This window comes from Bacillus sp. Bwzl_19 (assembly GCF_054900515.1).
The window spans coordinates 3,098,958-3,123,710 of sequence record NZ_CM142729.1 but is presented as its reverse complement, the minus strand read 5'-3'; the positions used below and the strand labels follow the sequence as shown (position 1 = coordinate 3,123,710).

At 47.9% G+C, this 24,753-nt stretch carries 24 protein-coding genes and 2 pseudogenes; 23 read left to right on the top strand and 3 right to left on the bottom strand.

Annotated elements, in window-relative coordinates; genetic code table 11:
* The first annotated feature begins 76 nt into the window (after positions 1 to 76).
* The 20 genes and pseudogenes from ACW5MY_RS16640 (at position 77) to ACW5MY_RS16545 (ending at position 19,521) form a co-directional block, all read left to right on the top strand.
* The gene (locus tag ACW5MY_RS16640) at positions 77 to 1,249 is read left to right on the top strand and encodes an ATP phosphoribosyltransferase regulatory subunit (protein WP_013353741.1); all 1,173 of its coding nucleotides are present in this window, start codon (positions 77 to 79) and stop codon (positions 1,247 to 1,249) included.
* Positions 1,242 to 1,883, top strand: coding sequence for an ATP phosphoribosyltransferase (hisG, locus tag ACW5MY_RS16635; RefSeq protein ID WP_013353740.1), 642 nt, complete (start codon positions 1,242 to 1,244; stop codon positions 1,881 to 1,883). The genes ACW5MY_RS16640 and hisG overlap by 8 nt, the downstream gene beginning before the upstream one ends.
* Positions 1,880 to 3,163: a histidinol dehydrogenase gene (hisD, locus tag ACW5MY_RS16630; protein WP_013353739.1), complete on the top strand. Its 1,284-nt coding sequence runs from the start codon at positions 1,880 to 1,882 to the stop codon at positions 3,161 to 3,163. The genes hisG and hisD overlap by 4 nt, the downstream gene beginning before the upstream one ends.
* On the top strand, positions 3,160 to 3,744 hold the full coding sequence (hisB, locus tag ACW5MY_RS16625) for an imidazoleglycerol-phosphate dehydratase HisB (protein WP_013353738.1): 585 nt from the start codon (positions 3,160 to 3,162) through the stop codon (positions 3,742 to 3,744). The genes hisD and hisB overlap by 4 nt, the downstream gene beginning before the upstream one ends.
* Positions 3,745 to 4,383 (top strand): imidazole glycerol phosphate synthase subunit HisH, encoded by a 639-nt coding sequence (gene hisH, locus ACW5MY_RS16620; protein WP_013353737.1) that lies wholly within the window; start codon positions 3,745 to 3,747, stop codon positions 4,381 to 4,383. It abuts the gene before it with no gap.
* Positions 4,380 to 5,117, top strand: coding sequence for a 1-(5-phosphoribosyl)-5-[(5-phosphoribosylamino)methylideneamino]imidazole-4-carboxamide isomerase (gene hisA / locus ACW5MY_RS16615; RefSeq protein WP_289393948.1), 738 nt, complete (start codon positions 4,380 to 4,382; stop codon positions 5,115 to 5,117). The genes hisH and hisA overlap by 4 nt, the downstream gene beginning before the upstream one ends.
* Positions 5,114 to 5,872, top strand: coding sequence for an imidazole glycerol phosphate synthase subunit HisF (hisF, locus tag ACW5MY_RS16610; RefSeq protein ID WP_013353735.1), 759 nt, complete (start codon positions 5,114 to 5,116; stop codon positions 5,870 to 5,872). Before hisA ends, hisF begins: the two co-directional genes overlap by 4 nt.
* Positions 5,869 to 6,489 (top strand): bifunctional phosphoribosyl-AMP cyclohydrolase/phosphoribosyl-ATP diphosphatase HisIE, encoded by a 621-nt coding sequence (gene hisIE / locus ACW5MY_RS16605; protein ID WP_013353734.1) that lies wholly within the window; start codon positions 5,869 to 5,871, stop codon positions 6,487 to 6,489. Before hisF ends, hisIE begins: the two co-directional genes overlap by 4 nt.
* Before the next feature lie 210 nt (positions 6,490 to 6,699).
* Positions 6,700 to 8,471 (top strand): annotated as a pseudogene (locus ACW5MY_RS16600) (ABC transporter ATP-binding protein).
* 145 nt (positions 8,472 to 8,616) lie between these two features.
* Positions 8,617 to 9,294 (top strand): response regulator transcription factor, encoded by a 678-nt coding sequence (locus tag ACW5MY_RS16595; protein WP_013353732.1) that lies wholly within the window; start codon positions 8,617 to 8,619, stop codon positions 9,292 to 9,294.
* A pseudogene (locus tag ACW5MY_RS16590) lies at positions 9,291 to 10,351 on the top strand (sensor histidine kinase). Before ACW5MY_RS16595 ends, ACW5MY_RS16590 begins: the two are co-directional and overlap by 4 nt.
* Before the next feature lie 115 nt (positions 10,352 to 10,466).
* A complete protein-coding gene (locus tag ACW5MY_RS16585) occupies positions 10,467 to 11,921 on the top strand; it encodes a tetratricopeptide repeat protein (protein ID WP_013353730.1) in 1,455 nt (484 codons plus the stop codon).
* A gap of 396 nt (positions 11,922 to 12,317) precedes the next feature.
* Positions 12,318 to 13,730, top strand: a complete 1,413-nt coding sequence (locus ACW5MY_RS16580; protein ID WP_041481743.1) for a C40 family peptidase — start codon at positions 12,318 to 12,320, stop codon at positions 13,728 to 13,730.
* A gap of 206 nt (positions 13,731 to 13,936) precedes the next feature.
* On the top strand, positions 13,937 to 14,887 hold the full coding sequence (gene trxB, locus ACW5MY_RS16575; protein WP_029575303.1) for a thioredoxin-disulfide reductase: 951 nt from the start codon (positions 13,937 to 13,939) through the stop codon (positions 14,885 to 14,887).
* Positions 14,888 to 15,161: 274 nt separating this feature from the next.
* Entirely contained in the window at positions 15,162 to 15,629 is a 468-nt protein-coding gene (locus ACW5MY_RS16570; RefSeq protein WP_013353727.1) for an 8-oxo-dGTP diphosphatase, read from the top strand.
* Between the two features lie 25 nt (positions 15,630 to 15,654).
* Entirely contained in the window at positions 15,655 to 16,542 is an 888-nt protein-coding gene (gene rapZ / locus ACW5MY_RS16565; RefSeq protein WP_289393946.1) for an RNase adapter RapZ, read from the top strand.
* Complete coding sequence (locus tag ACW5MY_RS16560) at positions 16,539 to 17,492, top strand: gluconeogenesis factor YvcK family protein (RefSeq protein WP_013353725.1); 954 nt, start codon at positions 16,539 to 16,541, stop codon at positions 17,490 to 17,492. Before rapZ ends, ACW5MY_RS16560 begins: the two co-directional genes overlap by 4 nt.
* Before the next feature lie 26 nt (positions 17,493 to 17,518).
* Positions 17,519 to 18,469 (top strand): DNA-binding protein WhiA, encoded by a 951-nt coding sequence (gene whiA, locus ACW5MY_RS16555; protein ID WP_007407421.1) that lies wholly within the window; start codon positions 17,519 to 17,521, stop codon positions 18,467 to 18,469.
* 23 nt (positions 18,470 to 18,492) lie between these two features.
* Entirely contained in the window at positions 18,493 to 18,750 is a 258-nt protein-coding gene (locus ACW5MY_RS16550) for an HPr family phosphocarrier protein (protein WP_013353724.1), read from the top strand.
* Positions 18,751 to 18,774: 24 nt separating this feature from the next.
* Positions 18,775 to 19,521, top strand: coding sequence for an arylamine N-acetyltransferase family protein (locus tag ACW5MY_RS16545; RefSeq protein WP_013353723.1), 747 nt, complete (start codon positions 18,775 to 18,777; stop codon positions 19,519 to 19,521).
* A gap of 42 nt (positions 19,522 to 19,563) precedes the next feature.
* Here ACW5MY_RS16545 and ACW5MY_RS16540 read toward each other — a convergent pair whose 3' ends face one another.
* Together ACW5MY_RS16540 and ACW5MY_RS16535 are read right to left on the bottom strand one after the other, a co-directional pair.
* Complete coding sequence (locus ACW5MY_RS16540) at positions 19,564 to 19,953, bottom strand: ribonuclease (protein ID WP_232469747.1); 390 nt, start codon at positions 19,951 to 19,953, stop codon at positions 19,564 to 19,566.
* Between the two features lie 204 nt (positions 19,954 to 20,157).
* Positions 20,158 to 21,123, bottom strand: coding sequence for a 2-hydroxyacid dehydrogenase (locus tag ACW5MY_RS16535; RefSeq protein ID WP_013353721.1), 966 nt, complete (start codon positions 21,121 to 21,123; stop codon positions 20,158 to 20,160).
* A gap of 382 nt (positions 21,124 to 21,505) precedes the next feature.
* Here ACW5MY_RS16535 and ACW5MY_RS16530 point away from each other — a divergent pair, with 382 nt between their 5' ends.
* Together ACW5MY_RS16530 and ACW5MY_RS16525 are read left to right on the top strand one after the other, a co-directional pair.
* Positions 21,506 to 22,096, top strand: coding sequence for a beta-class carbonic anhydrase (locus ACW5MY_RS16530; protein WP_088030702.1), 591 nt, complete (start codon positions 21,506 to 21,508; stop codon positions 22,094 to 22,096).
* Between the two features lie 2 nt (positions 22,097 to 22,098).
* A complete protein-coding gene (locus tag ACW5MY_RS16525; RefSeq protein WP_013353718.1) occupies positions 22,099 to 23,688 on the top strand; it encodes a SulP family inorganic anion transporter in 1,590 nt (529 codons plus the stop codon).
* Between the two features lie 45 nt (positions 23,689 to 23,733).
* On the opposite strand, the gene ACW5MY_RS16520 is transcribed toward ACW5MY_RS16525, so the two are convergent.
* Positions 23,734 to 24,054: a MazG nucleotide pyrophosphohydrolase domain-containing protein gene (locus tag ACW5MY_RS16520; protein ID WP_013353717.1), complete on the bottom strand. Its 321-nt coding sequence runs from the start codon at positions 24,052 to 24,054 to the stop codon at positions 23,734 to 23,736.
* 114 nt (positions 24,055 to 24,168) lie between these two features.
* Between ACW5MY_RS16520 and ACW5MY_RS16515 the strand changes: the two genes are divergently transcribed.
* On the top strand, positions 24,169 to 24,744 hold the full coding sequence (locus tag ACW5MY_RS16515) for a TIGR00730 family Rossman fold protein (protein WP_013353716.1): 576 nt from the start codon (positions 24,169 to 24,171) through the stop codon (positions 24,742 to 24,744).
* Positions 24,745 to 24,753: the final 9 nt, after the last annotated feature.

The window sequence follows — 24,753 nt, the reverse complement described above, 5'->3', positions numbered from 1 at the left end:
CTGCTAACATATTATCATATTAGCGAACTAAAGGATTCGGAATTTTTCTTCAGAAAAAGCGGGGGTGCTAAAGGGAATGTTTATGTTTGAGAAACCGCATGGCATGAGAGATACGCTGCCCGGTTTATACGAAGCAAAGAAGAAAGTCCGTTCCACACTAACGGATTTAATTGATAAATGGGGTTATCAGTTTATGGAGACACCGACTCTTGAATTCTATGAAACAGTGGGTGCCCAGTCAGCCATTGACGAACAGCAGCTGTTTAAGCTTCTCGATCAGGACGGAAAAACGCTTGTGCTTCGGCCTGACATGACCGGACCGATTGCCAGGGTGGCGGCGTCTAAGCTGCACAAAAACAATCATCCGCTCAGAGCGGGGTACGCGGCAAGCGTCTACCGCGCTCAGGAGCGGGAAGGCGGACGTCCGGCTGAATTCGAACAGGTCGGCGCGGAGCTGATCGGCGATGGATCAACAAGCGCGGATGCCGAGGTGATTGCGCTCGCGGCCGGCGCTTTGAAAAACGCGGGATTGCGCCAATTTAAAATCGCGATCGGCCATGCCGGGCTCGCAGATGAGCTGTTTGTCGAGGTTTTGGGAAATGCCGAGCGGGCGGATGTTCTGCGGCGCTTTCTCTTTGAAAAGAATTACGTGGGGTACAAAGAACATGTCAAGTCGCTTCCGCTTTCTTCAATAGACAAAAGCCGGCTGCTCGGACTTCTGGAATTGCGCGGCGGAAAAGAGATCTGCGCCAAAGCGGGGGAGATCATCGGCATCTCCGGGCAAAGCGTGATTCAGGAGCTGGGAGACCTGTGGGACATTCTTGAAGATTACGGGTGTGCCGAGCATATTCGCCTTGATCTGAACATGGTAAGCCATATGAGTTACTACACGGGGATTTTATTCGAGGTGTACGCGGCAAATGTCGGGTTTGTCATCGGAAGCGGCGGCCGTTATAACAATCTTCTCGGCCATTTCGGCAGCCCTGCTCCCGCCACGGGCTTCGGGCTCCGTATCGACAGGCTGATTGAAGCGCTCGGCATCCGGGGAGAAACAAGTGATGCGGACGCCGTTATTTTCAGCAAGGAGCAGCGGCCGCAGGCCATTTTATTCGCGGAGGAAGAAAGGGCAAGAGGCAGAAAAGTCGTCCTGCAGGATTTGGCGGGCATTGAAAATATCGATCATATGACAAAATCATTCGCAAACGTCACCTACTTTATCGGTGCCAGAAAGGAAGAGCAGAATGGGTAAGGTACTCACAATGGCTATGCCAAAAGGACGGATATTTGAGGAAGCGGCCGGATTGCTGAGGCAGGCCGGATACAGGCTGCCCGGGGAGTTTGAAGAATCGAGAAAATTGATCATCGACGTTCCGGAAGAAAATCTCCGCTTTATTCTGGCAAAGCCGATGGACGTCACGACATATGTCGAGCATGGCGTCGCTGATGCCGGTATCGCCGGAAAGGATGTCATGCTTGAAGAAGAGCGTGACGTATATGAGGTGCTCGATCTGAATATCAGCAAATGCCATCTCGCCGTTGCAGGGCTTCCGGGAGCGGATTGGAACGGAGTCGCTCCGAGGATTGCGACAAAATATCCGAATGTTGCGTCAAGTTATTTCAGAGAACAGGGCGAGCAGGTGGAAATCATTAAGCTGAACGGTTCCATTGAGTTGGCGCCTTTAATCGGGCTTGCTGACAGAATCGTGGATATCGTATCAACAGGGCGGACATTAAAGGAAAACGGTCTCGTAGAGTCGGAACATATTTGTGACATCACATCGCGTTTTATTGTCAACCCGGTCAGCTACCGCATGAAGGACGATGTAATCGACGAAATGGCGGCCAGGCTGGCAAGGGTTGTGGAAGGAGACACGGCAAAATGAAAATAACCGCAATAAAAAAAAGCGAGCGGTTTTCACTGAAGCGTTCTATTGACAGCGGAACCGAAGAGCAGCGAAAAACCGTCAGAGCGATTATTGAAGACGTCAGAAAAAACGGCGACAAAGCCGTTTTGGCCTATACAAAAACATTTGACGGGATCAGCCTGGACCAGATGGCGGTGAGCGGGGACGAAATCGCCGAGGCGTACCGTCTGCTTGATGATCAGCTGCTGGAAGTGATCAGGCAGGCAATTGCCAATATTAAAGAATATCACGAGCGCCAGCTGCAATCCTCTTGGTTTTACCACCGCAAAGACGGCACGATGCTCGGACAGAAAATAACGGCGCTCGATTCCGCGGGCGTATATGTGCCGGGCGGGACGGCCGCTTATCCGTCCTCCGTTTTAATGAATGTCATCCCCGCTCTTGCTGCGGGAGTGGAGCGGATCGTTCTCGTCAGCCCTCCGGGAAAAGACGGCCGCCTTTCGCCGGGCGTTCTGGTTGCGGCGTCTGAGCTCGGGATAAATGAAATTTACAAAGCGGGGGGCGCACAGGCGATTGCCGCGCTCGCTTACGGAACGGACACGATACAGCCTGTTGATAAGATTACGGGCCCCGGCAATATATTTGTGGCACTCGCGAAGCGCGAAGTCTTCGGTGATGTGGATATTGACATGATTGCCGGTCCCAGTGAAATCGTGGTCCTGGCAGACGATACGGCGGTGCCGCAAGAAGTCGCCGCTGACCTGCTTTCACAAGCCGAACACGATATGCTCAGCTCAAGCGTGCTTGTCACCGATTCAAGGAAGCTTGCCGAAGCGGTATCCGATGAGGTGGATAAACAGCTTCAGACGCTGCCGCGTAAAGAGATCGCCGAAGCGTCGATCATGGATCACGGGCGCATTTATATCTCGGAATCGATGGAGGATGCGATAGACACGGTGAACGCGCTGGCGCCCGAGCATTTAGAAATCATGACGCATTCGCCGGAGGCTTTGCTTGGAAGCATCAGACACGCGGGAGCGATTTTCTTAGGACGATACAGCGCTGAACCGGTGGGAGATTATTTTGCCGGACCGAATCACGTTCTGCCGACAAACGGCACGGCACGGTTTTCAAGCCCGCTGAATGTCACAGATTTTCAAAAGAAATCGAGCATCATCTCTTACAGCAGGAAGGCTTTTGAATCCCATGCGGACAGCATTGCCGCCTTCGCGAGACTGGAAGGGCTTGAAGCGCACGCAAAATCGATTGAAGCGAGAAACGGAGGAAGTGACCGATGAGAAAAGCGGAACGCGCCAGAAAAACAAATGAGACGGATATTAAGCTGGCTTTCGGGATAGACGGAGAAGGAAGAGCAGATATCAGCACGGATGTGCCGTTTATGACCCATATGCTTGATTTGTTTACAAAGCACGGGCAATTCAATTTAACCGTTGATGCAAAAGGCGATACGGAAATAGATGATCACCACACGACTGAAGATATCGGCATCTGCTTAGGGCAGGCTCTTTTGGAAGCGCTTGGTGATAAAAAAGGCATCAAACGGTACGGATCAGCGCTTGTGCCGATGGACGAAGCGCTCGCCCAAGTTGCCGTAGACCTGAGCAACCGGCCGCACCTTGAGATGCGCGCTGCATTTCCGCAAGCGAAAGTCGGCACGTTTGATACCGAGCTTGTACATGAATTTTTATGGAAACTGGCGCTCGAAGCGAGAATGAATCTGCACGTGATCGTTCATTACGGTACGAATACCCACCATATGATAGAAGCCGTGTTTAAGGCGCTTGGCAGAGCGCTGGATGAAGCGTCATCCATTGATCCGCGGGTTAAGGGTGTACCATCAACGAAAGGAATGCTGTAAATGATCGGTGTAATTGATTACGGAATGGGCAATTTATTCAGCGTGTCAAAGGCGCTGGAACGCGTCGGCGTCCCGTATCTCGTATCAGACCGGCCGGAAGAGCTGGAAAAAGCGGATGCTTTTATTCTTCCCGGTGTCGGATCGTTCAGTGACGCCATGGACAATTTACACAGCATGAAGCTTGATCGATTCATTCACCGCATGGTTGAGGAGGGGAAGCTGCTTCTCGGCATCTGCCTCGGCATGCAGCTTATTTTCGAAAAAAGCAGCGAAAACGGCACTGCAAAAGGACTTGGCTTATTAGCCGGAAAAGCAGTGAGACTAAAAGACAGGGACGCTGAAGGAAACAAGCTGAAGGTGCCGCATATGGGCTGGAATCGGCTGACGTTTCACCAAACGTCTCCTTTGCTTTCAAAAGCGGAAGAAGGCTTCGTTTACTTTGTCCATTCCTATTATATAGACGGGATGGAAGACGGAGATCTTCTGGCAAGTGCCGAGTACGGCGTTCGAGTACCCGCGGTCGTCGGGAAACGCAATGTCTTTGGGACGCAGTTTCACCCGGAAAAAAGCGGCTCGGCCGGAATGGCGATCCTAACACAATTTACAAAAATGGCAGCGGAACAGAAGGTGAAGAAATGAGCGCTTTTACATTATATCCGGCAATCGATATGAGAAACGGCAAATGCGTCCGGCTCATCCAAGGTGATTACGGCAAGGAAACAATATACGGAGACTCGCCTTTAGACATGGCGGCGCAATTTGCAAAAGAAGGTGCGGAATGGATTCATCTTGTGGATCTTGACGGCGCGAAAGCAGGCAAGAAAGTAAATGACCGGCATGTTCTTGACATCGTGCAGCAGCTTGATGTCAAAGTCGAGATCGGCGGCGGCATCCGTTCTGAAGCAGACGTGTACGGTTACTTATCACAAGGCGCCGATCGTGTCATTCTCGGCAGTTCGGCCGTTTCTGATCCGGCGTTTGTGAAAAGCATGCTGAAACAATACGGCGGGAAAATCGCCATCGGTCTCGATGCGAGGAACGGGTATGTCTCGACGGAAGGCTGGCTGGAAACATCCTCCGTAAGAGCGGCCGATCTGGGCCGTGAATTGGCTGTGGAAGAAGCGGAAACCTTCATTTTCACGGATATTGCAACTGACGGCATGCTGTCAGGACCGAACATTGAAAGCACCGTCCAGCTCGCAAAAGCAACGGGAAAAACCGTCATCGCTTCAGGCGGGGTCAGCTCAGTCGCTGATCTAAAAGCGCTGGCCCGCTACAAAGACGCCGGTGTATCGGGAGCGATTATCGGAAAAGCGCTGTATACTAAACAATTTACATTGGCCGAAGCGCTCAGCGGGGTGAGGGACGCATGATAACGAAACGAATCATTCCGTGTCTTGATGTGAAAGAAGGACGCGTGGTCAAAGGCATTCAATTTCTCGGGCTGAAAGATGCCGGCGATCCTGTCGAGCTGGCTGAAGCATATGACAGGGAGGGCGCTGACGAGCTCGTTTTTCTCGACATTTCCGCTTCTCATGAAGGCCGCAAGACGATGACAGACGTCGTTGAACAAGTTGCTGCAAAACTGGCAATTCCGTTTACGGTCGGCGGCGGAATCAATCAATTAAGCGATATGAAACGAATGCTTCGCGCCGGCGCTGATAAAGTATCCGTTAATACAGCGGCCGTCCTCCGGCCCGAGCTGATTACGGAAGGGGCGGACTTTTTCGGCTCGCAATGCATCGTAGCGGCGATCGACGCAAAGTATGACGAAGACTCGGGTTGCTATAAAGTGTACACACACGGCGGCAGAAAGAAAACCGAGTGGGAAGTCACAGCCTGGGCAAAAGAAGCCGTCAGCCGGGGTGCGGGTGAAATCTTGCTGACAAGCATGGACGCAGACGGAGAGAAAACGGGCTTTAACCATACGCTCACAAAGCTTGTTACACGTGCCGTCCCGGTGCCCGTCATTGCGTCAGGGGGAGCCGGCAGCGCGCGCCATATGCTTGAAGCGTTTACGATCGGTGAAGCGGACGCCGCGCTTGCAGCTTCAATATTTCATTACAAAGAAACATCGATAAAAGAAGTGAAAGATTATATGAAGAAACACGGGGTGAATGTGAGATGAAACGGGCAGATGAACTGCGGTTTGACGAGGCCGGACTGATTCCCGCCATCGTACAGGATGCGGCAAGCAAAGAAGTGCTGACACTGGCTTATATGAATCGTGAATCATATGAAAAAACGATAGAAACGAAAGAAACCTGGTTTTACAGCCGTTCACGGCAGGAGCTGTGGCATAAAGGAGCGACGTCGGGGAATACCCAAAAGGTAAAAGCTATCCGCTATGATTGTGATCAAGACGCCCTTGTCGTGCTGGCGGAGCCTTCAGGACCCGCATGCCACAAGGGAAGCTACAGCTGCTTTACTCCGGAAAAAGCGGACGTGCAGGATCGTTTCGGCATCTTAAATGAACTGGAAAGCGTAATCGCCAAACGGCAGACGGAGATGCCTGACGGGGCTTACACAACGTACCTGTTTCGGGAAGGTGTCGATAAAATCCTCAAAAAAGTCGGCGAAGAAGCCGCAGAGGTTATTATTGCCGCGAAAAACCGCGATCATGAAGAATTAAAATGGGAAGCGGCGGATTTGCTTTATCATTTGCTCGTTCTATTGCGAGAGCAGTCGCTTCCTCTGGACGACGTGCTTGCCGTCCTTGCGAAACGCCATTCGTCATCTGAGTAAAACAAACCTCACGGAGAGATTCGTGAGGTTTTTTACATGCCAAACCTAAACATTCATTAAAATATTCCTTATTTCTCAACCGGAGGCAGATGAATTTGATAATATTGACTAATAGAGTTTATTTTGGTTTTTATTAAAAATGTACGTTTTGTTCATATTCCGTTCATGCTCATCCGTTATAGTATAAACAGTGATATAGGAGGAAAACATATGCCGAATAAACAACCGAAACCAAAAGGGAAATTCAGTTCATTCTTTTCATTAGTCAAAAAAACAAAACCATCATACGGAATGCTGGCCTTCGCGCTGTCTCTCAGTATTGTGACAACGCTCGTCAGCCTGCTGATTCCGCTATTGACAAAGCAGCTCGTTGACGGTTTTTCCATGTCGTCGCTGTCAGGCATGCAAATCGGGATCATCGCAGCCGTATTTATCGTACAGGCCGCATTAAGCGCCTACGCCACATACGCCTTGAACTACAGCGGCCAGAAAATCATCTCGGGGCTGCGTGATATGTTATGGCAGAAATTAATTAAACTGCCCGTCTCTTATTTTGACAAAAACGCCACGGGCGAAACGATCAGCCGTGTCACCAATGACACGATGGTGGTAAAAGAGCTGATCACAAACAATATCAGCGGATTTATTACCGGAATCATTTCCGTTATCGGATCACTGACGATCTTATTTATCATGAACTGGAAGCTGACATTGCTCGTGCTGATCGTCGTGCCGCTGGCTGCGGTTATTTTAGTGCCGATCGGCCGGAAAATGTTTAAAATATCTCGGGAAACACAGGATGAAACAGCGAGATTCACCGGATTGTTGAACCACATCCTCCCGGAAATCAGGCTTGTGAAAGCGTCAAACGCTGAAGAAGCGGAATACGGCCGCGGAAAAGCGGGCATCATGGCGCTCTTTAAACTCGGTCTGCGTGAAGCGAAGGTGCAGTCACTTGTAGGCCCGCTTATCACACTCGTATTAATGGCGGCGCTGGTCGCTGTCATCGGGTACGGCGGAATGCAGGTATCATCAGGTGAACTGACAGCCGGCGCACTCGTTGCCTTTATCCTGTATTTGTTTCAGATCATTTTAAGCCGATGGGCCAGATTACTTCATTTTTCACACAGCTTCAAAAATCCGTCGGCGCAACAGAACGGATGATTCATATTCTTGCAGAAAAAGAAGAAGACATCCAGACCGGGAAAGCGATTGAAAACGCGGATCAGCCGATTAAGCTTGAACAAGTCTCATTCGGCTACAAAACAGATCAAACCATCTTAAAAGACATTACGGCAACGATTGAGGCCGGCAAAGTCACTGCGATTGTCGGACCGAGCGGCGGCGGAAAAACAACGTTATTTAAACTGCTTGAACGATTCTACAATCCGACGGCCGGCAGTATCCTGCTCGGGAATGAACCGATTGATACGTATTCCCTTGAATCATGGCGGGAGCATATCGGCTACGTGTCTCAAGAAAGTCCGTTAATGTCAGGCACCATCCGCGACAATATCTGCTACGGATTAAAACGCGAGGTGACCGATGAGGAACTGAGAAAAGCGGCCGACATGGCCTACGCCCTGCAATTTATTGAAGATTTACCGAAGAAATTTGAAACCGAGGTCGGTGAACGGGGGATTATGCTGTCAGGCGGACAGCGCCAGCGCATCGCCATTGCCAGAGCGCTTCTCCGCAATCCGAGCATTCTTATGCTTGATGAAGCGACATCAAGTCTGGACAGCCAATCTGAAAAATGGGTGCAACAGGCGCTGGAAGTCTTGATGGAAGGCCGCACCACCATCGTGATCGCCCACCGCTTATCCACGGTTGTGGATGCAGATCAGCTTCTCTTTGTCGAACAGGGTGAAATCACCGGACGGGGCACACACCATGAATTAATGGCATCCCATTCGCTGTACCGTGATTTTGCGGAGCAGCAGCTGAAGCTGAATGCCGACTTAGAAAACAAAGCTGTGTAAAGCAAGACTTTATGAAAAGAAAGCAGCTGAAAAGCTGCTTTTTATTTTACAGCTTAGCCGATATGGCACAGTGACGGACCGTTTTGAGAGTCTGCTGAAGATACAGGAGACTAAAAAATTTGAAAAAGCAGAAGGAGGGATTTTCATGGCTGTCATATTGGTTGCGGATGATGACCGCCATATCCGTGAGCTTGTCCGCCTTATGATGGAGCAGAGCGGATTTGACGTCGCAGAAGCGGAAGACGGGGAAGCGGCGGTGCAGCTGATAGAATCAACACATATTGATCTCATCATACTGGATGTGATGATGCCGAAAATGGACGGATTTGAAGTCAGTGAAGCCGTCCGCAGCTTTACGGATATTCCGATTTTGATGCTGACGGCAAAAGGCGAAACGCTGGATAAAGTGCAGGGTTTTACTTCCGGAGCGGACGATTATCTCGTCAAACCGTTTGAGCCGCTTGAGCTGGAAGCAAGGGTCAAAGCATTGCTGAAACGCTACCGGATCACCGCTGAAAAACTGCTGACCATCGGAACGGTCACATTAGATAAGCAATCCCGTACTGTAACGCGCGGCGGCGGTTCGGGAATGACGCTGCCCCGGCGTGAATTTGAGCTTTTATTTAAGCTCGCCGGTTATCCGAATAAGACGTTTTCAAGAGAGCATTTAATAGAAGATATTTGGGGCTTTGATTATGAAGGTGACGAGCGGACGGTTGACGTTCATATTAAAAGGCTGAGAGAACGGTTTCCTGAAAAGGACTATCCGTTTGCCATTCATACGGTGCGGGGTCTCGGCTACCGGTTTGTGGTGACAGAATGAAACGGATTCTCAGAACGGCGGGAAGAATCATCATCCTTCTCGTATTCACTGCATTTTTATGGCTTGCTGCCCACTTGATCGTTCAGGGCTTCGGTGTTATATGGCCAATTTTGCTGACGCCGTTCGTCGAGCAAATTCTGACACTTTGGCTTGTGTTCGGCCTGCTGTTTTTAACGATGTTTATTTTTTCAAAGTCAGCGCGTAAACGACATCATGCGATCTGGGATTCGCTCACCGCCACGATCAAGCAATGTCGAGCGGCAACTTCACCGCGGCCGCTTCCCGGAAAATGGAGAAAATTGAGCGGGATCACCCCGTGACGAAGTTGGCTGATGAACTGTCGACACTCGCCGCGGAACTGAGTGAAATGGAAAAACTGAAACAAGAATTTATTTCAAACGTTTCCCATGAAATTCAAACCCCGCTTACTTCATTAAAGGGCTATGCGCACCTCTTAAAAAAACCGGATTTATCATATGAGGAGCGGGGGCGCTACTTACACATCATCGAGACAGAAACAGAACGATTATCAAAAATCAGTGAAAATCTGCTGAAGCTCACCGCACTCGAACGTCAGACCGAACCGATACAAAAAAAACCGTTCCGCATTGACAAACAGCTGCGGCGCACCATATTGACTTGTGAGCCAGAGTGGTCCGCCAAACAGATTGAGTTTCTCATTGATTTACAGGAGTCGTATGTGTACGGAGATGAAGCGCTGCTCAGCCAAGTCTGGATGAATCTCATTCACAATGCTGTGAAATTTACCGGAGAAGGAGGCCGCATATCCGTTAAAATTACAGATTTGCCGGAGGCTGCGGCCATCGAAATCGCCGACAACGGAATCGGAATGGAGCCTGAGCAGGCAGAGCGCGTATTTGAACGGTTTTATAAAGCGGATAAAGCGAGAAACGCGGGGGGAAGCGGGCTCGGCCTGTCCATCGCCAAAAAAATCGCTGAGCTGCACGGCGGTTCGATAGAGGTTGAAAGCAAGCGCGGCGAAGGAACCCTTTTCCGCGTCATTCTTCCTGCCGACCCTCATGAAACAAACAGCTAAAATCTGGTCGAACCAGCCAGTAAAAAACGAAGCCGATCCTGTCTTTTGAACTATTGAGGCGAAACCGTTTTATGGTATACTACTGACGGTAATACGTATAAAACGGAGGGTATTTGTGGGAAAACACACTTCTGAACATAAAAAGCACGCACAAATTGTCCAGCTGCTTCAGGATGGACAATATTTTTTTCATAAAGGCTTAAAAGCATATAAAGAGCGGAATTTAAAACGGGCCAGCAAACTGATTCAGCGAGCCGTTCATCTCGAACCGAATGATTCCGAAATGCTGTCCCGGCTGGCCGTCATTTATTCTGAAATGGGGCACTACCAGCAGTCAAATGAGCTGTTCGACTTTATTTTGGTGAACCTGAAAGAAGAAATGCCCGAGTGTCATTATTTTAAAGCGAATAATTTCGCGCATTTGGGGCTCTTTCAGGAAGCATACAAAGAAGCGGCGGCTTATTCTGATGCCGATCCGGACGGAGAATTCAGCGAAGAGATTGAAAACCTGATGGAGCTTCTGGATTTCGGCGAAGCGGGTGAAAACGAATCGCTCTATGACCAAGATGAACTGCTGATCAGGCAGGACCGGGCAAAAGCGCTTCTTGAGAGCGGCCAGCTTCATGAAGCGGTTGTCATGCTTGAAGAGATTACAGCCGATTACCCCGAGCTTTGGTCCGCATACAACAACCTGGCGCTCGCTTATTTTTACTCAGGCAATGTAACAAAAGCGAAACAGACGGTATTTGAAGTGCTTGAGAAAAACGAAGGCAATCTCCACGCCCTGTGCAACTACCTTGTATTCTGCTATTACGAGAGGGAAGATGAAAAAGTCGGAGAATTGAGCGAAAGGCTCGCCAATGTGTATCCGATATTATTCGAACAGCGTTACAAGCTGGGGGCGACGCTTGCGCTTGTCGGCAGACATGATCTTGGCTATAAGTGGCTCCGTTCTCTATACAAAAGCGGATTTGAAGGCGACGACACGTTTTATTACTGGCTTGCCGCCTCAGCATACGGGACAGGCCGTACAGAATTTGCCGAAACCATTTGGAGAAAGGCCGAAACTGAATTTCCCGAATCAGACCGCCCCGCGCCTTGGGCGGAGCGGCAGGAACCGCTGCCTGCTTCACTTGAACAGCGGCTCGCCGCCTATTATATCAGCAGCGCTCAAGGAGAGCGGCACCAGCTTGAAAAAGTTCTGGCTGCAAAACGAGCCGCTACGCCGTTTGAACAGGAATTCGTCAGACTGCTGCTTTCCGGTGAAAAAGGCGCTTCAGGCGTCTCCCGTGATGCTTTGTTCACGTATCGGACGGTCAAGCTGCTGGAGAAAGCGGAAGCCGACAGTTTAAAGACTGACGTCATGAGCTGCTGGGTTTTTCACGTTATTCAGCACATCCGCGCTGCTGCTGCCGTACAGAATGAGCGGGCATGGGCCGCAGCCATTGCATACGTATGGAAGGAAGCAAACGGCGAAAAAACGACGAAAAAAGAAACCGCCGCCGTTTACGGTATATCCGCGGCAACACTCTCAAAATACATCAGACAAATAGATGATATATTAGAATAAAACCGATTCTTTCTATATAAAGAGTCGGTTCTTTTTTTATCAGAAAGTGATAAAACAGAACTTTACTGCCGAAAAAAGAGATTTTCATACGTATTTTTTTGCTTTTTGAATCAAAAACAGACCGCAATCATCATTTATTTTGCAAATGATGAATTTTGCAATCACATTGAAATATAACTGTAATAAAAATTGTCGAAACATGATGGTATAATGATTCTCGTACATAAGAGATTAGTTTTTTTTACATGTGCTGTATAATCTATACCAATTAACCAGTTTCAAAGATTCATACATAAAAATCATCAGCCTCACGGTATGTGAGGGAGCGTAACTTTGATGTTCATAATAGAATTCCAAATGAGAACAGGTTTTAAAGTAAAAGGGAGGAAAGAAAAAGTGAAAAAGAGTTTATTAACACTTGGTTTGGCTTCCGTCATCGGGACAAGCAGTTTTTTGATCCCGTTTACAAAAACTGCATCGGCGGAAACATTAGACAGCAAAAAAGCAAAAATCGAAAGCAAGCAATCTGAGGTGGCTTCAAGCCTCGAAGCGAAAGAAAAGGAATTATCTAAGCTTCAGGACAAGCAGGCTAAGATTGAAAAAGAACTGAAAGACATTAACGCCAAAGCGTTGGATACAAGTAATAAAATCGAAGATAAAAAAGCTGAAAACGAAAAAACGAAAAAGCAAATCGCTGATTTGAAAAAAGAAATCAAAGAAACAGAAGCGCGCATTGAAAAACGCAATGAAATCCTGAAAAAACGCGTTCGTTCTTTACAGGAAAACGGCGGTTCTCAAGGATACATTGACGTTCTTTTAGGAGCGACAAGCTTCGGAGATTTCATTTCCCGTGCGACTGCGGTATCTTCTATCGTTGATGCGGATAAAGACCTGATCAAACAGCAGGAGCAGGATAAAGCGAAACTCGAAGATGCTGAAGCTGAACTTAACGTGAAGCTTAAAAAAGTCCAAGATGATCTTGCGAAGTTAGAGTCTATGCAAAAAGACCTGAACAAACAGCTTGATCAGAAAGACAAGCTTTTCGACGAAGCGAAAAACGGTCAGAAAAAAGCGGCTTCCGCTATCTCTGATCTGAAAAAAGAAGCGTCACAGCTTGCAAACGAAAAAGCTGACACTGAAAAAGAACAGAAGCGCATTAAAGAAGAGCAGGCTGCAGCAGCTGCCCTGATCAAAAAACAGGAAGAAGCGCAAAAAGCCTCTGAAGACCAAAACCAAAAAGATGACAGCCAGCCGGCACCTGCGGTTAAAACTGTGAAAAAAGCGGCTGTTTCAACTGAAACATCCGATTCATCTGACAGCTCAAGCAAACCGAGCAATTCAGGCGGATCATCTCATAACAGCGGCGGTTCAGATGATTCTGACGGCGGATCTGTTATCTCAAATTCAGGCGGTATTGAAGGCGCGATCAGCGTAGGATCAAGCCTTGTGGGTCAATCTCCGTACAAATTCGGCGGCGGACGCACACAATCTGATATTAACAACCGTATCTTTGACTGCTCTTCATTTGTACGCTGGGCTTATGCTAACGCAGGCGTTAACCTCGGACCTGTAAGCGGCACAAGCACAGATACGCTAATCGGAAGAGGTGAGGCAGTCAGCGCGTCTGACATGAAACGCGGAGACTTAGTATTCTTCGATACGTATAAAACAAACGGTCACGTCGGCATCTACTTAGGTAATGGGACATTCCTGAACGATAATACATCTCATGGTGTATCCATCGATTCTATGAGCAACCCTTACTGGAAAAAAGTATTCAACGGCAATGTAAGACGTGTCGTGCAATAATGAATAAGACAAGGGCCTTCCATCCCGGAAGGCTCTTTCTTTATTTGTATACCCGCTCAGGAGATGCCTAATCACGTTTTCTCAGAAAAATGAGCAAAAAGATAGAGAATCGCCCTCAGATTTTATAGGATATGGGTAAGGAATACGATTGATGGGGATTCTTATTCATATAGGGTGCGCCCCATTTCGAAAAGGAGTGAATCATGGTGTCAGAAGAAAAAATTTATGATGTGATCATTATCGGCGCGGGTCCGGCGGGGATGACCGCTGCCGTTTACACATCACGAGCGAACTTATCCACATTAATGATCGAAAGAGGAATTCCGGGCGGCCAGATGGCCAACACAGAGGATGTTGAAAACTATCCGGGTTTTGAAAGCATTCTCGGCCCTGAACTTTCTAATAAAATGTTTGAACATGCGAAAAAATTCGGTGCGGAATATGCGTACGGCGATATTAAAGAAATTGTCGACGGTAAAGAATATAAAACGGTCAAAGCCGGTTCAAAAGAATATAAAGCGCGCGCCATCGTCATTTCTGCCGGAGCGGAATACAAAAAGATCGGCGTTCCCGGTGAAAAAGAACTTGGCGGCCGCGGCGTATCGTACTGTGCGGTATGTGACGGCGCATTCTTCAAAAATAAAGAGCTTGTCGTAGTCGGCGGCGGAGACTCGGCTGTGGAAGAAGGCGTCTATCTGACACGCTTCGCTTCAAAAGTCACCATCGTTCACAGACGTGATAAATTGCGTGCGCAAAGCATTCTTCAGGCGCGTGCCTTTGACAATGACAAAATTGATTTCGAATGGAATAAAACCGTAAAAGAAATCCATGAAGAAAACGGAAAAGTCGGCAGACTGACACTTGTGGATACTGTGACGGGAGAAGAGGAAGAATTCAAAGCTGACGGCGTCTTTATTTATATCGGCATGCTTCCGCTTTCTAAACCGTTCGAAAACTTGGGCATCACAAATGAAGAAGGCTACATTGAAACAAATGATCAAATGGAAACGAAAGTTCCCGGCATTTTCGCTGCGGGAGACATTCGTGAAAAATCACTCCGCCAGATCGTTACGGCGACAGGTGACGGAAGTATTGCGGCCCAAAGCGTTCAGCATTATGTGGAAGAGCTTCAGGAGACGCTCAAAACCGTTAAATAATCGCTGTAATGTTCAGTTTTTGAATCGTTACTGGCTTTTAATTCCGCTGTAACACGGGTGAAATACTGATGTTTTAAGATGAATGTAGTAATTGACCCCCTTTTTATATGAATACACCTTGGCACGGATTCCAGTATCCGTGCCCTTTTTTTGTAAATTTTTGTTTTCTGTCAAATAAAAGAAAAGGATGTCGGTGTCTCTGCATTGTGAGAGACATGCCGAAACGGTATAATGAAGAGACGATGATTTGTTGAGAAGGTTAGGTGACGTACTTGTGCAAAGAGTGACAAATTGTGTGCTGCAGACAGATGATCAGGTTCTCCTTCTCCAAAAGCCGAGACGGGGCTGGTGGGTCGCGCCCGGCGGGAAGATGGAGAGCGGTGAATCAGTCAGAGATTCCGTCATTAGAGAGTACAGAGAAGAGACGGGAATTTATATATTAAATCCGCAGTTAAAAGGCGTGTTTACCTTTATTATTAAGGAACAGGAACAAATCGTGTCAGAGTGGATGATGTTTACTTTTGTCGCCGATTCCTACACGGGGCGGAATGTCGCTGAATCAGAGGAAGGCATTCTGAAGTGGCATGACGTGAAAGATATCCACAGCCTTCCGATGGCGCCCGGAGACGGACATATCCTTGATTTTATGATCAAGGGCCAAGGGCTTTTGCACGGCACCTTTACGTATACGCCGGACTTCGAGCTGCTCAGCTATCGTTTAGATCCGCAGCTTATCAAATAAAAGAAAGACCTCAGGGGGGAGAGAGATGAGTGTGAATGAAAATCATGATATTCAGCTCGTCATCATAACGGGAATGTCTGGAGCGGGGAAAACCGTCGCCATTCAAAGCTTTGAGGATCTCGGCTATTTTTGCGTCGACAATCTGCCGCCTTCCTTGCTGCCGAAATTTTTGGAACTGATGAAAGAATCAAGTTCAAAAATGAGCAAGGTCGCGCTTGTCATGGATCTGCGGGGACGTGAATTTTTTGACAGGCTGATTGAGGCGCTGGATGAAATGGCGGAAAATCCGTGGATTACACCGCGCATTCTCTTTTTAGATGCGAAGGATTCCATCCTTGTGACGAGATACAAAGAAACGAGGCGTTCTCATCCGCTGGCCGCTACCGGGCTTCCTCTCGAAGGAATCGCACTGGAGCGCCAGCTGCTTGAAGAATTGAAAGGGCGCTCTCAGCTGATCTATGACACGTCGGATATGAAACCGCGTGATCTGCGTGAAAAAATCGTGGCGCATTTCGCCACGAACCAAGGTGAGACCTTTACAGTGAACGTGATGTCATTCGGTTTCAAATACGGTCTTCCGATAGATGCCGATCTCGTGTTTGATGTAAGGTTTCTGCCGAATCCGTTCTACATTGAAAGCATGAGGCCGCTTACGGGGAAAGATGAGGAAGTCTCATCTTATGTGATGAAGTGGAATGAAACAAAAAAGTTTATCGAAAAGCTTGTTGATCTGCTCGGCTTTATGCTTCCGTCTTATAAGCGGGAAGGAAAAAGCCAGCTTGTCATCGCGATCGGCTGTACGGGCGGCCAGCACCGCTCTGTTACACTCGCTGAGTATCTGGCTGATTACTTTAAAAAGGATTTCTATACTCATGTTACTCACCGGGACATTGAAAAGAGAAGCCGGAAATGAATAAGAAGCCGAAAATCGCAATCTTCGGAGGCGGAACGGGTTTGTCCGTGCTGCTCCGCGGATTAAAGCATAAGCCCGTTGATATTACGGCGATTGTGACCGTTGCCGATGACGGCGGAAGTTCAGGCCGTCTGCGGGATGAACTTCAAATTCCGCCGCCGGGTGACATCCGTAACGTACTGGCTGCTTTGTCAGATGTTGAGCCGCTTGTTGAAAACCTGTTTCAGCATCGTTTCAACAAAGGAAGCGACTTAACCGGACATTCGCTCGGCAATTTGATTTTGGCAGCGATGACGAATATAACCGGTGATTTCTTTCACGCTGTTACCGAAATGAGCAAAGTGCTGAATGTCCGCGGCAGAGTATTGCCGGCTGCCAACACCAGCGTCGTTCTTCATGCCGAAATGGAGGACGGGCAGGTCGTCTCCGGAGAATCGACCATTCCTTCTTACGGCCAGCGCATTAAACGGGTGTTTCTTACGCCTGAAAAAATTGATCCGCTGCCGGAGACGATTGACGTGATCCGCCAGGCCGACTTAATCATTATCGGCCCGGGAAGCCTGTATACAAGCATTCTCCCGAACCTGCTCGTGCCGAAAATCGGAGAGGAAGTCGTCAAGGCTGCGGCCAAAAAAGTATATATCTGTAATGTCATGACGCAGCCCGGCGAAACGCTTCAATACAGCGCAGCCGACCACGTTAAGGCGCTGAACGATCATATGGAGCAGCCGTTTATCGATACGATTTTAATCAATAATGAAGATATCCCTGACGAAATCAAAAGCAAATATGCGAAAGAGCTGGCCCGGCCCGTTGAATTTAACGTTGAAAAGCTGAAAGCCATGGGGCTTGAGGTCATCAGGGACCAGATTATCACGTATAAAAATGGCGTAATCCGTCACGATACACATAAAGTGGCTTCTCTTCTCGTTGATTTATTAAGGGACTAGAGGTCTTTTGAAATGAGGTGGCTCATATGTCATTTGCATCGGAAACAAAAAAAGAACTGACGAATCTGGAAGTAAAGGACTGCTGCGCCAAGGCGGAGCTGTCCGCTCTGATTCGGATGAACGGTTCACTGTCATTTTCAAACCGCCATCTCGTGCTTGACGTTCAAACCGAAAATGCGGCGATTGCCCGCCGCATTTATACATTGCTGAAGAAACAATATGATGTATCGGTCGAACTGTTAGTCAGAAAAAAAATGCGGCTGAAAAAAAACAATGTTTATATTGTACGCTTTTCTGAAAACGCAAAGCTGATTCTGGAGGAATTGAAAATCCTCGGAGAGAACTTTGTATTTGAACGGAATATTTCTGAGGAACTGGTGGCGAAACGGTGCTGCAAACGTTCTTATATGAGAGGGGCGTTTTTGGCGGGGGGATCTGTGAATAATCCCGAAACATCGTCATACCACTTGGAAATCTTTTCGCTTTATAAGGAACATAACGATTCATTATGCGCGCTGCTGAATGAATTTCATCTGAACAGCAAAACGCTTGAACGGAAAAAAGGCTATATTACGTACTTAAAAGAGGCGGAAAAAATCACCGAATTTCTGAATGTCATCGGCGCCCACAATTCACTGCTGCGCTTTGAAGATGTGCGGATTGTCAGAGATATGAGAAACTCAGTGAACCGCCTCGTAAATTGTGAAACAGCCAACTTAAACAAAACCATCGGGGCTTCGCTCAGACAGGTGGAAAATATTAAATACATTGATGAACGGATCGGTCTTGAAGCGCTGCCGGAAAAGCTTCGCGAAATTGCGCAGCTGCGGATTGATTATCAGGAAGTCACGCTGAAAGAACTTGGGGAAATGGTTGCAAGCGGGAAAATCAGCAAATCCGGCATCAATCACAGGCTGAGAAAGCTCGATGAAATCGCAGAACAGCTGCGTACAGGACAAAGCATCACTTTGAAATAACCGTACAGAAAAGGGGAGATCTTATGGTTCAGGAGAAAGTGGAAGTGCGTTTAAAGACGGGATTGCAGGCGCGTCCCGCTGCATTGTTTGTACAGGAGGCAAATCGCTTTACATCAGATGTGTTTCTTGAGAAAAACGGCAAGAAAGTGAATGCCAAAAGCATTATGGGGTTAATGAGCCTGGCGGTCAGCACGGGGACGGAAGTCACTCTGATCGCTGAAGGCGAGGATGAAAAGGAAGCGCTTGAAAAGCTGTCCGCTTACGTGCAGGAAGAAGTGTAAGCGCTTTGTAAGGAGGACGGAACGATGAATGAGTTCCTGAAAGATTGTTATCAAACGATAGGATGGGAAAAGGAGTCACTCGATTTCAGCACCCTGCCCGAATTTTTAAAAGCGCTCGCGTATCGGTTTCCGTTTGAAAATCGCGCGGTTTTGTCCAAAAAAGAATATGACGTCACGAAAGAAGGACTGTGGCGGCATATGGTGAAAGAGCCTCATGGCGGACTTTGTTATGACTTGAACGGACTGCTTTATTTCATACTGAAGGACGCCGGATTTGACGTCAAATTGATCCGCGGAACGGTTTGGAACAACGGATGGGAGCTGCCCGGCACACATGCGGCCGTGCTTCTTTCCGCCGAAGGAAATGAATATATCGCTGATACAGGCTTCGGCCTCAATCTCGCTATGCAGCCCGTTCCGCTGTCCGGCGCCGAGGCGGTATCTGCCGCCGGAGCGTTTCGTGTGAGAAAAGAACAAACGGAATTCGGGACACACGTGCTTGAAATGAACAAAGGGGACGGCTGGCAGACAGGTTACGCATTTTCACTTGAAGAAATCGGTGAAAAGGACCTCAAGGCCATGAAACAAACGATCTTTGAACATGAGCGGTCTCCATTCAATAAACGCCTGCTTGCTTCTAAGCGGACGCCGGAGGGGCACATGGTTCTGTCTGAACGCAATGTAACGATTCAAAAACACGATGGCCCGGCGGAAAAAAGTGAAATTGACCGATCAGAGTTTGAAGAAAAATTTATTACACACTTTATGTAAAGCTGAAAAAAACGGCCTCCCGCAGGGAAGCCGTTTTTTTCGTTATCTGATTTTTGTAAAGGTCTGATAATGGTCCGTTGTTTTGTAAATCAGCCAGTCGCTTGAGTAAAGAATCCGGTCTGAATTTCTGAAGCCTGATGTATAGTTAATATCCGCTTCACGCCATGTTCGTCCGCTTTTGCCCGGGAGTTTGCCTTCCCTGTTTGAGAAGATGTCTCCGCCGATGCTTTTCCCCGGAGCGACGTCTGCAAGGTTCCCTTTTGATGCCACCCAGCCGAGGGCTTGTGCTTCTGATTTTGTAATGTAATTATCAGGTAGCTTATGATATGTCTGAAGATAATCCGCAACCCCGTCAAACGTGTTGATAACCTGTGCTTCTGTGTGTGCCTTGTGAGAAGATGTTTCCGTTTTGGCAGCTGTTGAAAACAGCATCCCCGCCGCGGAGACAAGCACCAGTAAACAAACGGAAATCCACGATAATCGTTTTTTCAAAGCAATACCTCCCATTTTCATCATGTGAAGCTGATTCCTTTTCATTGTATCAGCAACGAAAGAAAGGAATAGAAAGAATTTAAAAATAGTACTTTTTATCTAGCGAAAAATAAACCCCGGCTGAACCAACCGGGATTTTTCTTCTTATTGAAATTCCTTAGTAAGGTTTTTCGGCGTTCTTCCGTATACGGCGTCAATCATGTTTTGAGCGGCTTGTGTGAACATATTCAAGCGGATTTTAGCCGTTGCTGACCCGATATGCGGAAGCAATGTGACGTTTTCCAGCTGTAAAAGCGGATTGTCTTCTGAGACCGGCTCTTTTTCAAACACATCTAAACCGGCGCCTTTTATCCAGCCCTCCTGCAATGCGCGGATGAGCGCTTTCTCATCAACCGTCTTTCCCCGGGAAATATTGACGAAAAATGCCGTATCTTTCATCAGTCTGAATTCCCGTTCTCCCATCATATGATACGTTTCGTCAGTAAGCGGCGTAATTAACAGCACAAAGTCTGACGTTTTCAGCAGTGTGTCTAAGTCGGCATATGTAACGCCAAGCTCTTTCTCAGCATCCGGTTTTCTGCTGCGGTTATAGTATAACACGTCCATATCAAAGCCGAATTTTGCCCGTTTGGCGGCTTGTTCACCGATTCTGCCCATGCCGATAATTCCTAACGTCTGATGGTGGACATCCATACCGAAAAGGGATTCTTCCTCAACAGTTCCCCATTTGCCGGCGCGGACGAATCGATCCAATTCGGCAACCCGTCTGGCGGAAGACAGGATTAATGAAAAAGCCAGATCAGCAACAGTGTCGTCCAAGGTGTATGGCGTATGCGTGCCGACGACCCCGCGTTTTTTCATTTCTTCTATATTAAAATTATCGTAGCCGACTGAATTATTGCTGACGACCTTCAGCTTCGGCGCGTGATCGAGTAAATCACTGTCAATCGCCGTTCCGGATGTCAGCAGGCCTTCAGCATCCTTCATTTTTTCGTACAGTTCTTCTTTTGAAATGGTATCTTCTTTCCAGATGTCATAGCGGCAATGTTCGCCTATCATTTGTTCGACTTCCGGCGGTATCGGTTTCGCGATGAATACATATGGTTTCAACGGGCTTCTCCTCCTTTGTCTTTCTTCTCTATTTTATTATAAAAGAGAAGCGGTAAAGTGAGAAATATTCAAACACATTTGAATAAATTTCTGGTTCTTTTGAACTTAAAATGAAAAGAGGAAAAGGTATTTCCCCCAAACCATAACAGAATCCGCCTATATTTCTGAAGGCAGAATGAGCGAAACGGCTGCTTTCAAAAGCTTTATAGGTTGGTATAAAGATAAATTTTATTATTTTTGAAAGATATAAATGAATATAATCTGAATTTACAGTTAAATTATCGTGTCTTTTTTTGAAAGCCTTTTCCACGCCTTTTTCTGTGCTATAATTCCTTACTGTAAGCTGGGTAAGAAGGCTTGCAATACAATCGGATGGGAGATGATTAGAAAAATGGTTTCTTTATCAAGCATTTTGGAGCACAACCAGCAGTTTGTCCAAGAAAGGAAATATGAGCCTTACCAAACGACAAAATTCCCGAAAAAAAAGCTTGTCATCGTATCCTGTATGGATACAAGGCTGACGGAGCTTCTGCCGCAGGCGATGGGACTCAGAAACGGTGATGCCAAAATCATAAAAAACGCGGGGGCCATTGTTTCTCACCCATTTGGAAGTGTCATGCGGAGTATTTTGGTTGCCGTTTATGAACTGGAAGCTGAGGAAGTCTGTATCGTAGGGCACCGCGAGTGCGGAATGTCGGGGTTAAATGCGGCTTCCATATTAAATAAAGCAAAAGATCGCGGCGTGGAGGAGAAATGTCTCAGCCTTCTTGAGCATGCGGGAGTCGACTTGGAAACATGGCTGACCGGTTTTCACAGCGTTGAAGAAAGCGTGGCACACAGCGTGAATATGGTCAGGCATCATCCGCTCTTGCCTGAAGAGGTGCCTGTGCACGGGCTTGTGATCGATCCGGGGACGGGGACGCTGGATGTTGTCGTTGACGGTTATGAAACGGTCAAAGGGGGATGCAGCTGACGATGCAATTTTCCGGCAGATATCAGGGATACAATTTGCAGAAATTTCAGAAAGACTTGATCGCGGGAATTGTGGTTGGGATTGTAGCAATTCCTCTGGGAATGGCTTTTGCCATCGCCTCGGGGGTCGGTCCGGAATACGGGCTTTATACCGTTATTGTGGCCGGAATTCTGATTTCACTGTTGGGCGGCTCTAAGTATCAGATCGGGGGGCCCACGGGGGCGTTTGTTCCCATTTTATTTGCCATTGTGATGCAGTATGGTTTTGAGAATTTACTTGTAGCCGGTTTTATGGCAGGCGTGATGCTCGTCCTGTTCGGCGTATTTAAACTCGGGAAGATTATGAAATTCGTGCCGAAGCCGGTGATCGTCGGATTTACGGCCGGAATCGCGGTGCTGATCTTCTCGGAGCAGATTGCCCATTTTCTCGGTCTGCGCAATGTTCAAAAGCATGAAAGCTTTATCCTCAACATTGCGGAGATCGGCAAGAAGCTCGAAACCTTTAATTTGTACAGCATTTTCATCGCCGGTATCGCTTTGGCCATTTTGCTGTTATCAGCAAGGCTGATGCCGAAGATTCCCGGCGCGCTTGTGGCGCTGCTTGTATCTACAGCCGCGGCGGTTGTGTTTTTTCCTGACAGGATGGCGACAATCGGTTCTGCTTACGGAGAAATTCCGAGGTCGCTCCCGGCTTTGCAGCTTCCGGATTTCTCCATTGATAACATGATTATGATGTTTCCGTCGGCTCTGATCATTGCGCTTCTCGGCGGACTTGAGTCCATCTTATCAGCGATGGTCGCGGATAATATGAAAGGATCACGGCATGACAGCAATAGGGAGCTTGTCGGGCAGGGCATCGCCAATATGGCCGCGCCGCTTTTCGGCGGCATACCGGCAACGGGAGCGATTGCGCGGACCGCCACAAATATTAAAAACGGCGCAGTTTCTCCGATTTCCGGTATTGTCCACGGAGTCACCGTCCTTCTCGTCCTGCTCGTCTTCGCACCGCTTGCCGTTCATGTACCGCTGGCAAGCATGGCGCCGGTGTTGATGGTTGTGGCTTGGAACATGAGCGAGCGGAGGGAAGTCGCCAATATGATGCGGCTGAAAAACACTGATTCATTCGTGCTGGCGGTTACCTTTTTGCTGACGGTTCTGTTTGATTTAATCATCGGCGTTTCCGCCGGTCTCGTGCTCGCTTTTGTTTTCTTTATCAGGAAAATGAGCGAATCGACAAGCATCAAAACACCGCATGCCGCCGTCAAATCGGTGAAAAATGATTCATCCGTCAGCACATATTCCATTGAAGGGCCGCTGTTTTTCGGTTCCATTGATTCATTGGAATCGTCATTGCTGGAGAGGCTTCAGGAAAAGCCGAAGACGCTTATTCTGCTGATGAATAATGTGCATTACATGGATACCTCCGCAGAAGCGGTGCTGGGGAATGTGATGAATCGGATCAAACGCCATAACGGCAGATTGATGATCGTCGGATTGCAATCACAGCCGAGGGAGCTGATCCGTAAAACGGGGCTGTTCCATAAAATCGGAAAACAGCACTTCTTTGAACATCAGGACGAGATAACGGGATAAATTCAGGCGCGGCCTGTCCAAGAAAAAAACGGACAGGCCGTGTTTTTATTTGGTTTCAAAGCGTTTGATCAGTTTTTCCTGATGGGCTTTCATCGCCTCTTCTAAGGTGATCCCGTACTTATCGGCGAGGATGGCGAGGTTTCCGAGGACATCACCCATTTCTTCAATCAGCTCCTGCCTGCGTTCAGCCTGTGTCGCGTCCTTTTCATCCGGCCGGTCTCTCCCGATTTCATATGCTCTTACCGCCCGGGCGAGCTCACCCGCTTCTTCCATTAAAAAGCCGATTCTGATAAATGGCCCGTATTCCGTCCATCCTCTTTTTTCGTAAAAGTCTTTCATCCATTGTTCCGTTTCAGCCATCTGCATGTGAAACACTCCTTATGTCCTGTATGATTCTTATTGATATTATCATATAGAGATGGGACAATATATAGTGTGTTTTGATTTTTGATGTACATATATAGATGCGGAGATGAAAAAATGAAAACCATTTGTGTATTTGCGGGGTCAAACCCGGGGGTAAATGAAGAGTACAAACGCAAAGCGGCCGAACTCGGTGAATATATGGCGGAGCAGGGAATCGGCCTTGTTTACGGCGGTTCACGGGTCGGTCTTATGGGAACCGTTGCCGATGCGTTAATGGCAGGCGGCGGAAAAGCTGTCGGTGTCATGCCGAGCGGACTGTTCAGCGGAGAGATTGTTCATCAGAATCTGACGGAGCTGATTGAAGTCAGCGGCATGCATGAGCGGAAAGCGAAAATGAGTGAGCTGGCTGACGGCTATATTGCCATGCCCGGCGGATTCGGAACATATGAAGAATTGTTTGAAGTGCTGTGCTGGACCCAGATCGGCATTCATCAAAAACCGATCGGACTTTATAATGTAAACGGCTATTTTGAACCGCTGATCAATATGGTCAAATACAGTATAAAAGAAGGCTTTTCCAATGAGTCTCATCTTCAATTGATTCATACATCATCACGTCCGGATGAGCTGATTGAACAGATGAATCAGTACACATACCCGATTTTAGATAAGAAATGGCGGGAAGTGTAAAGGGAGATT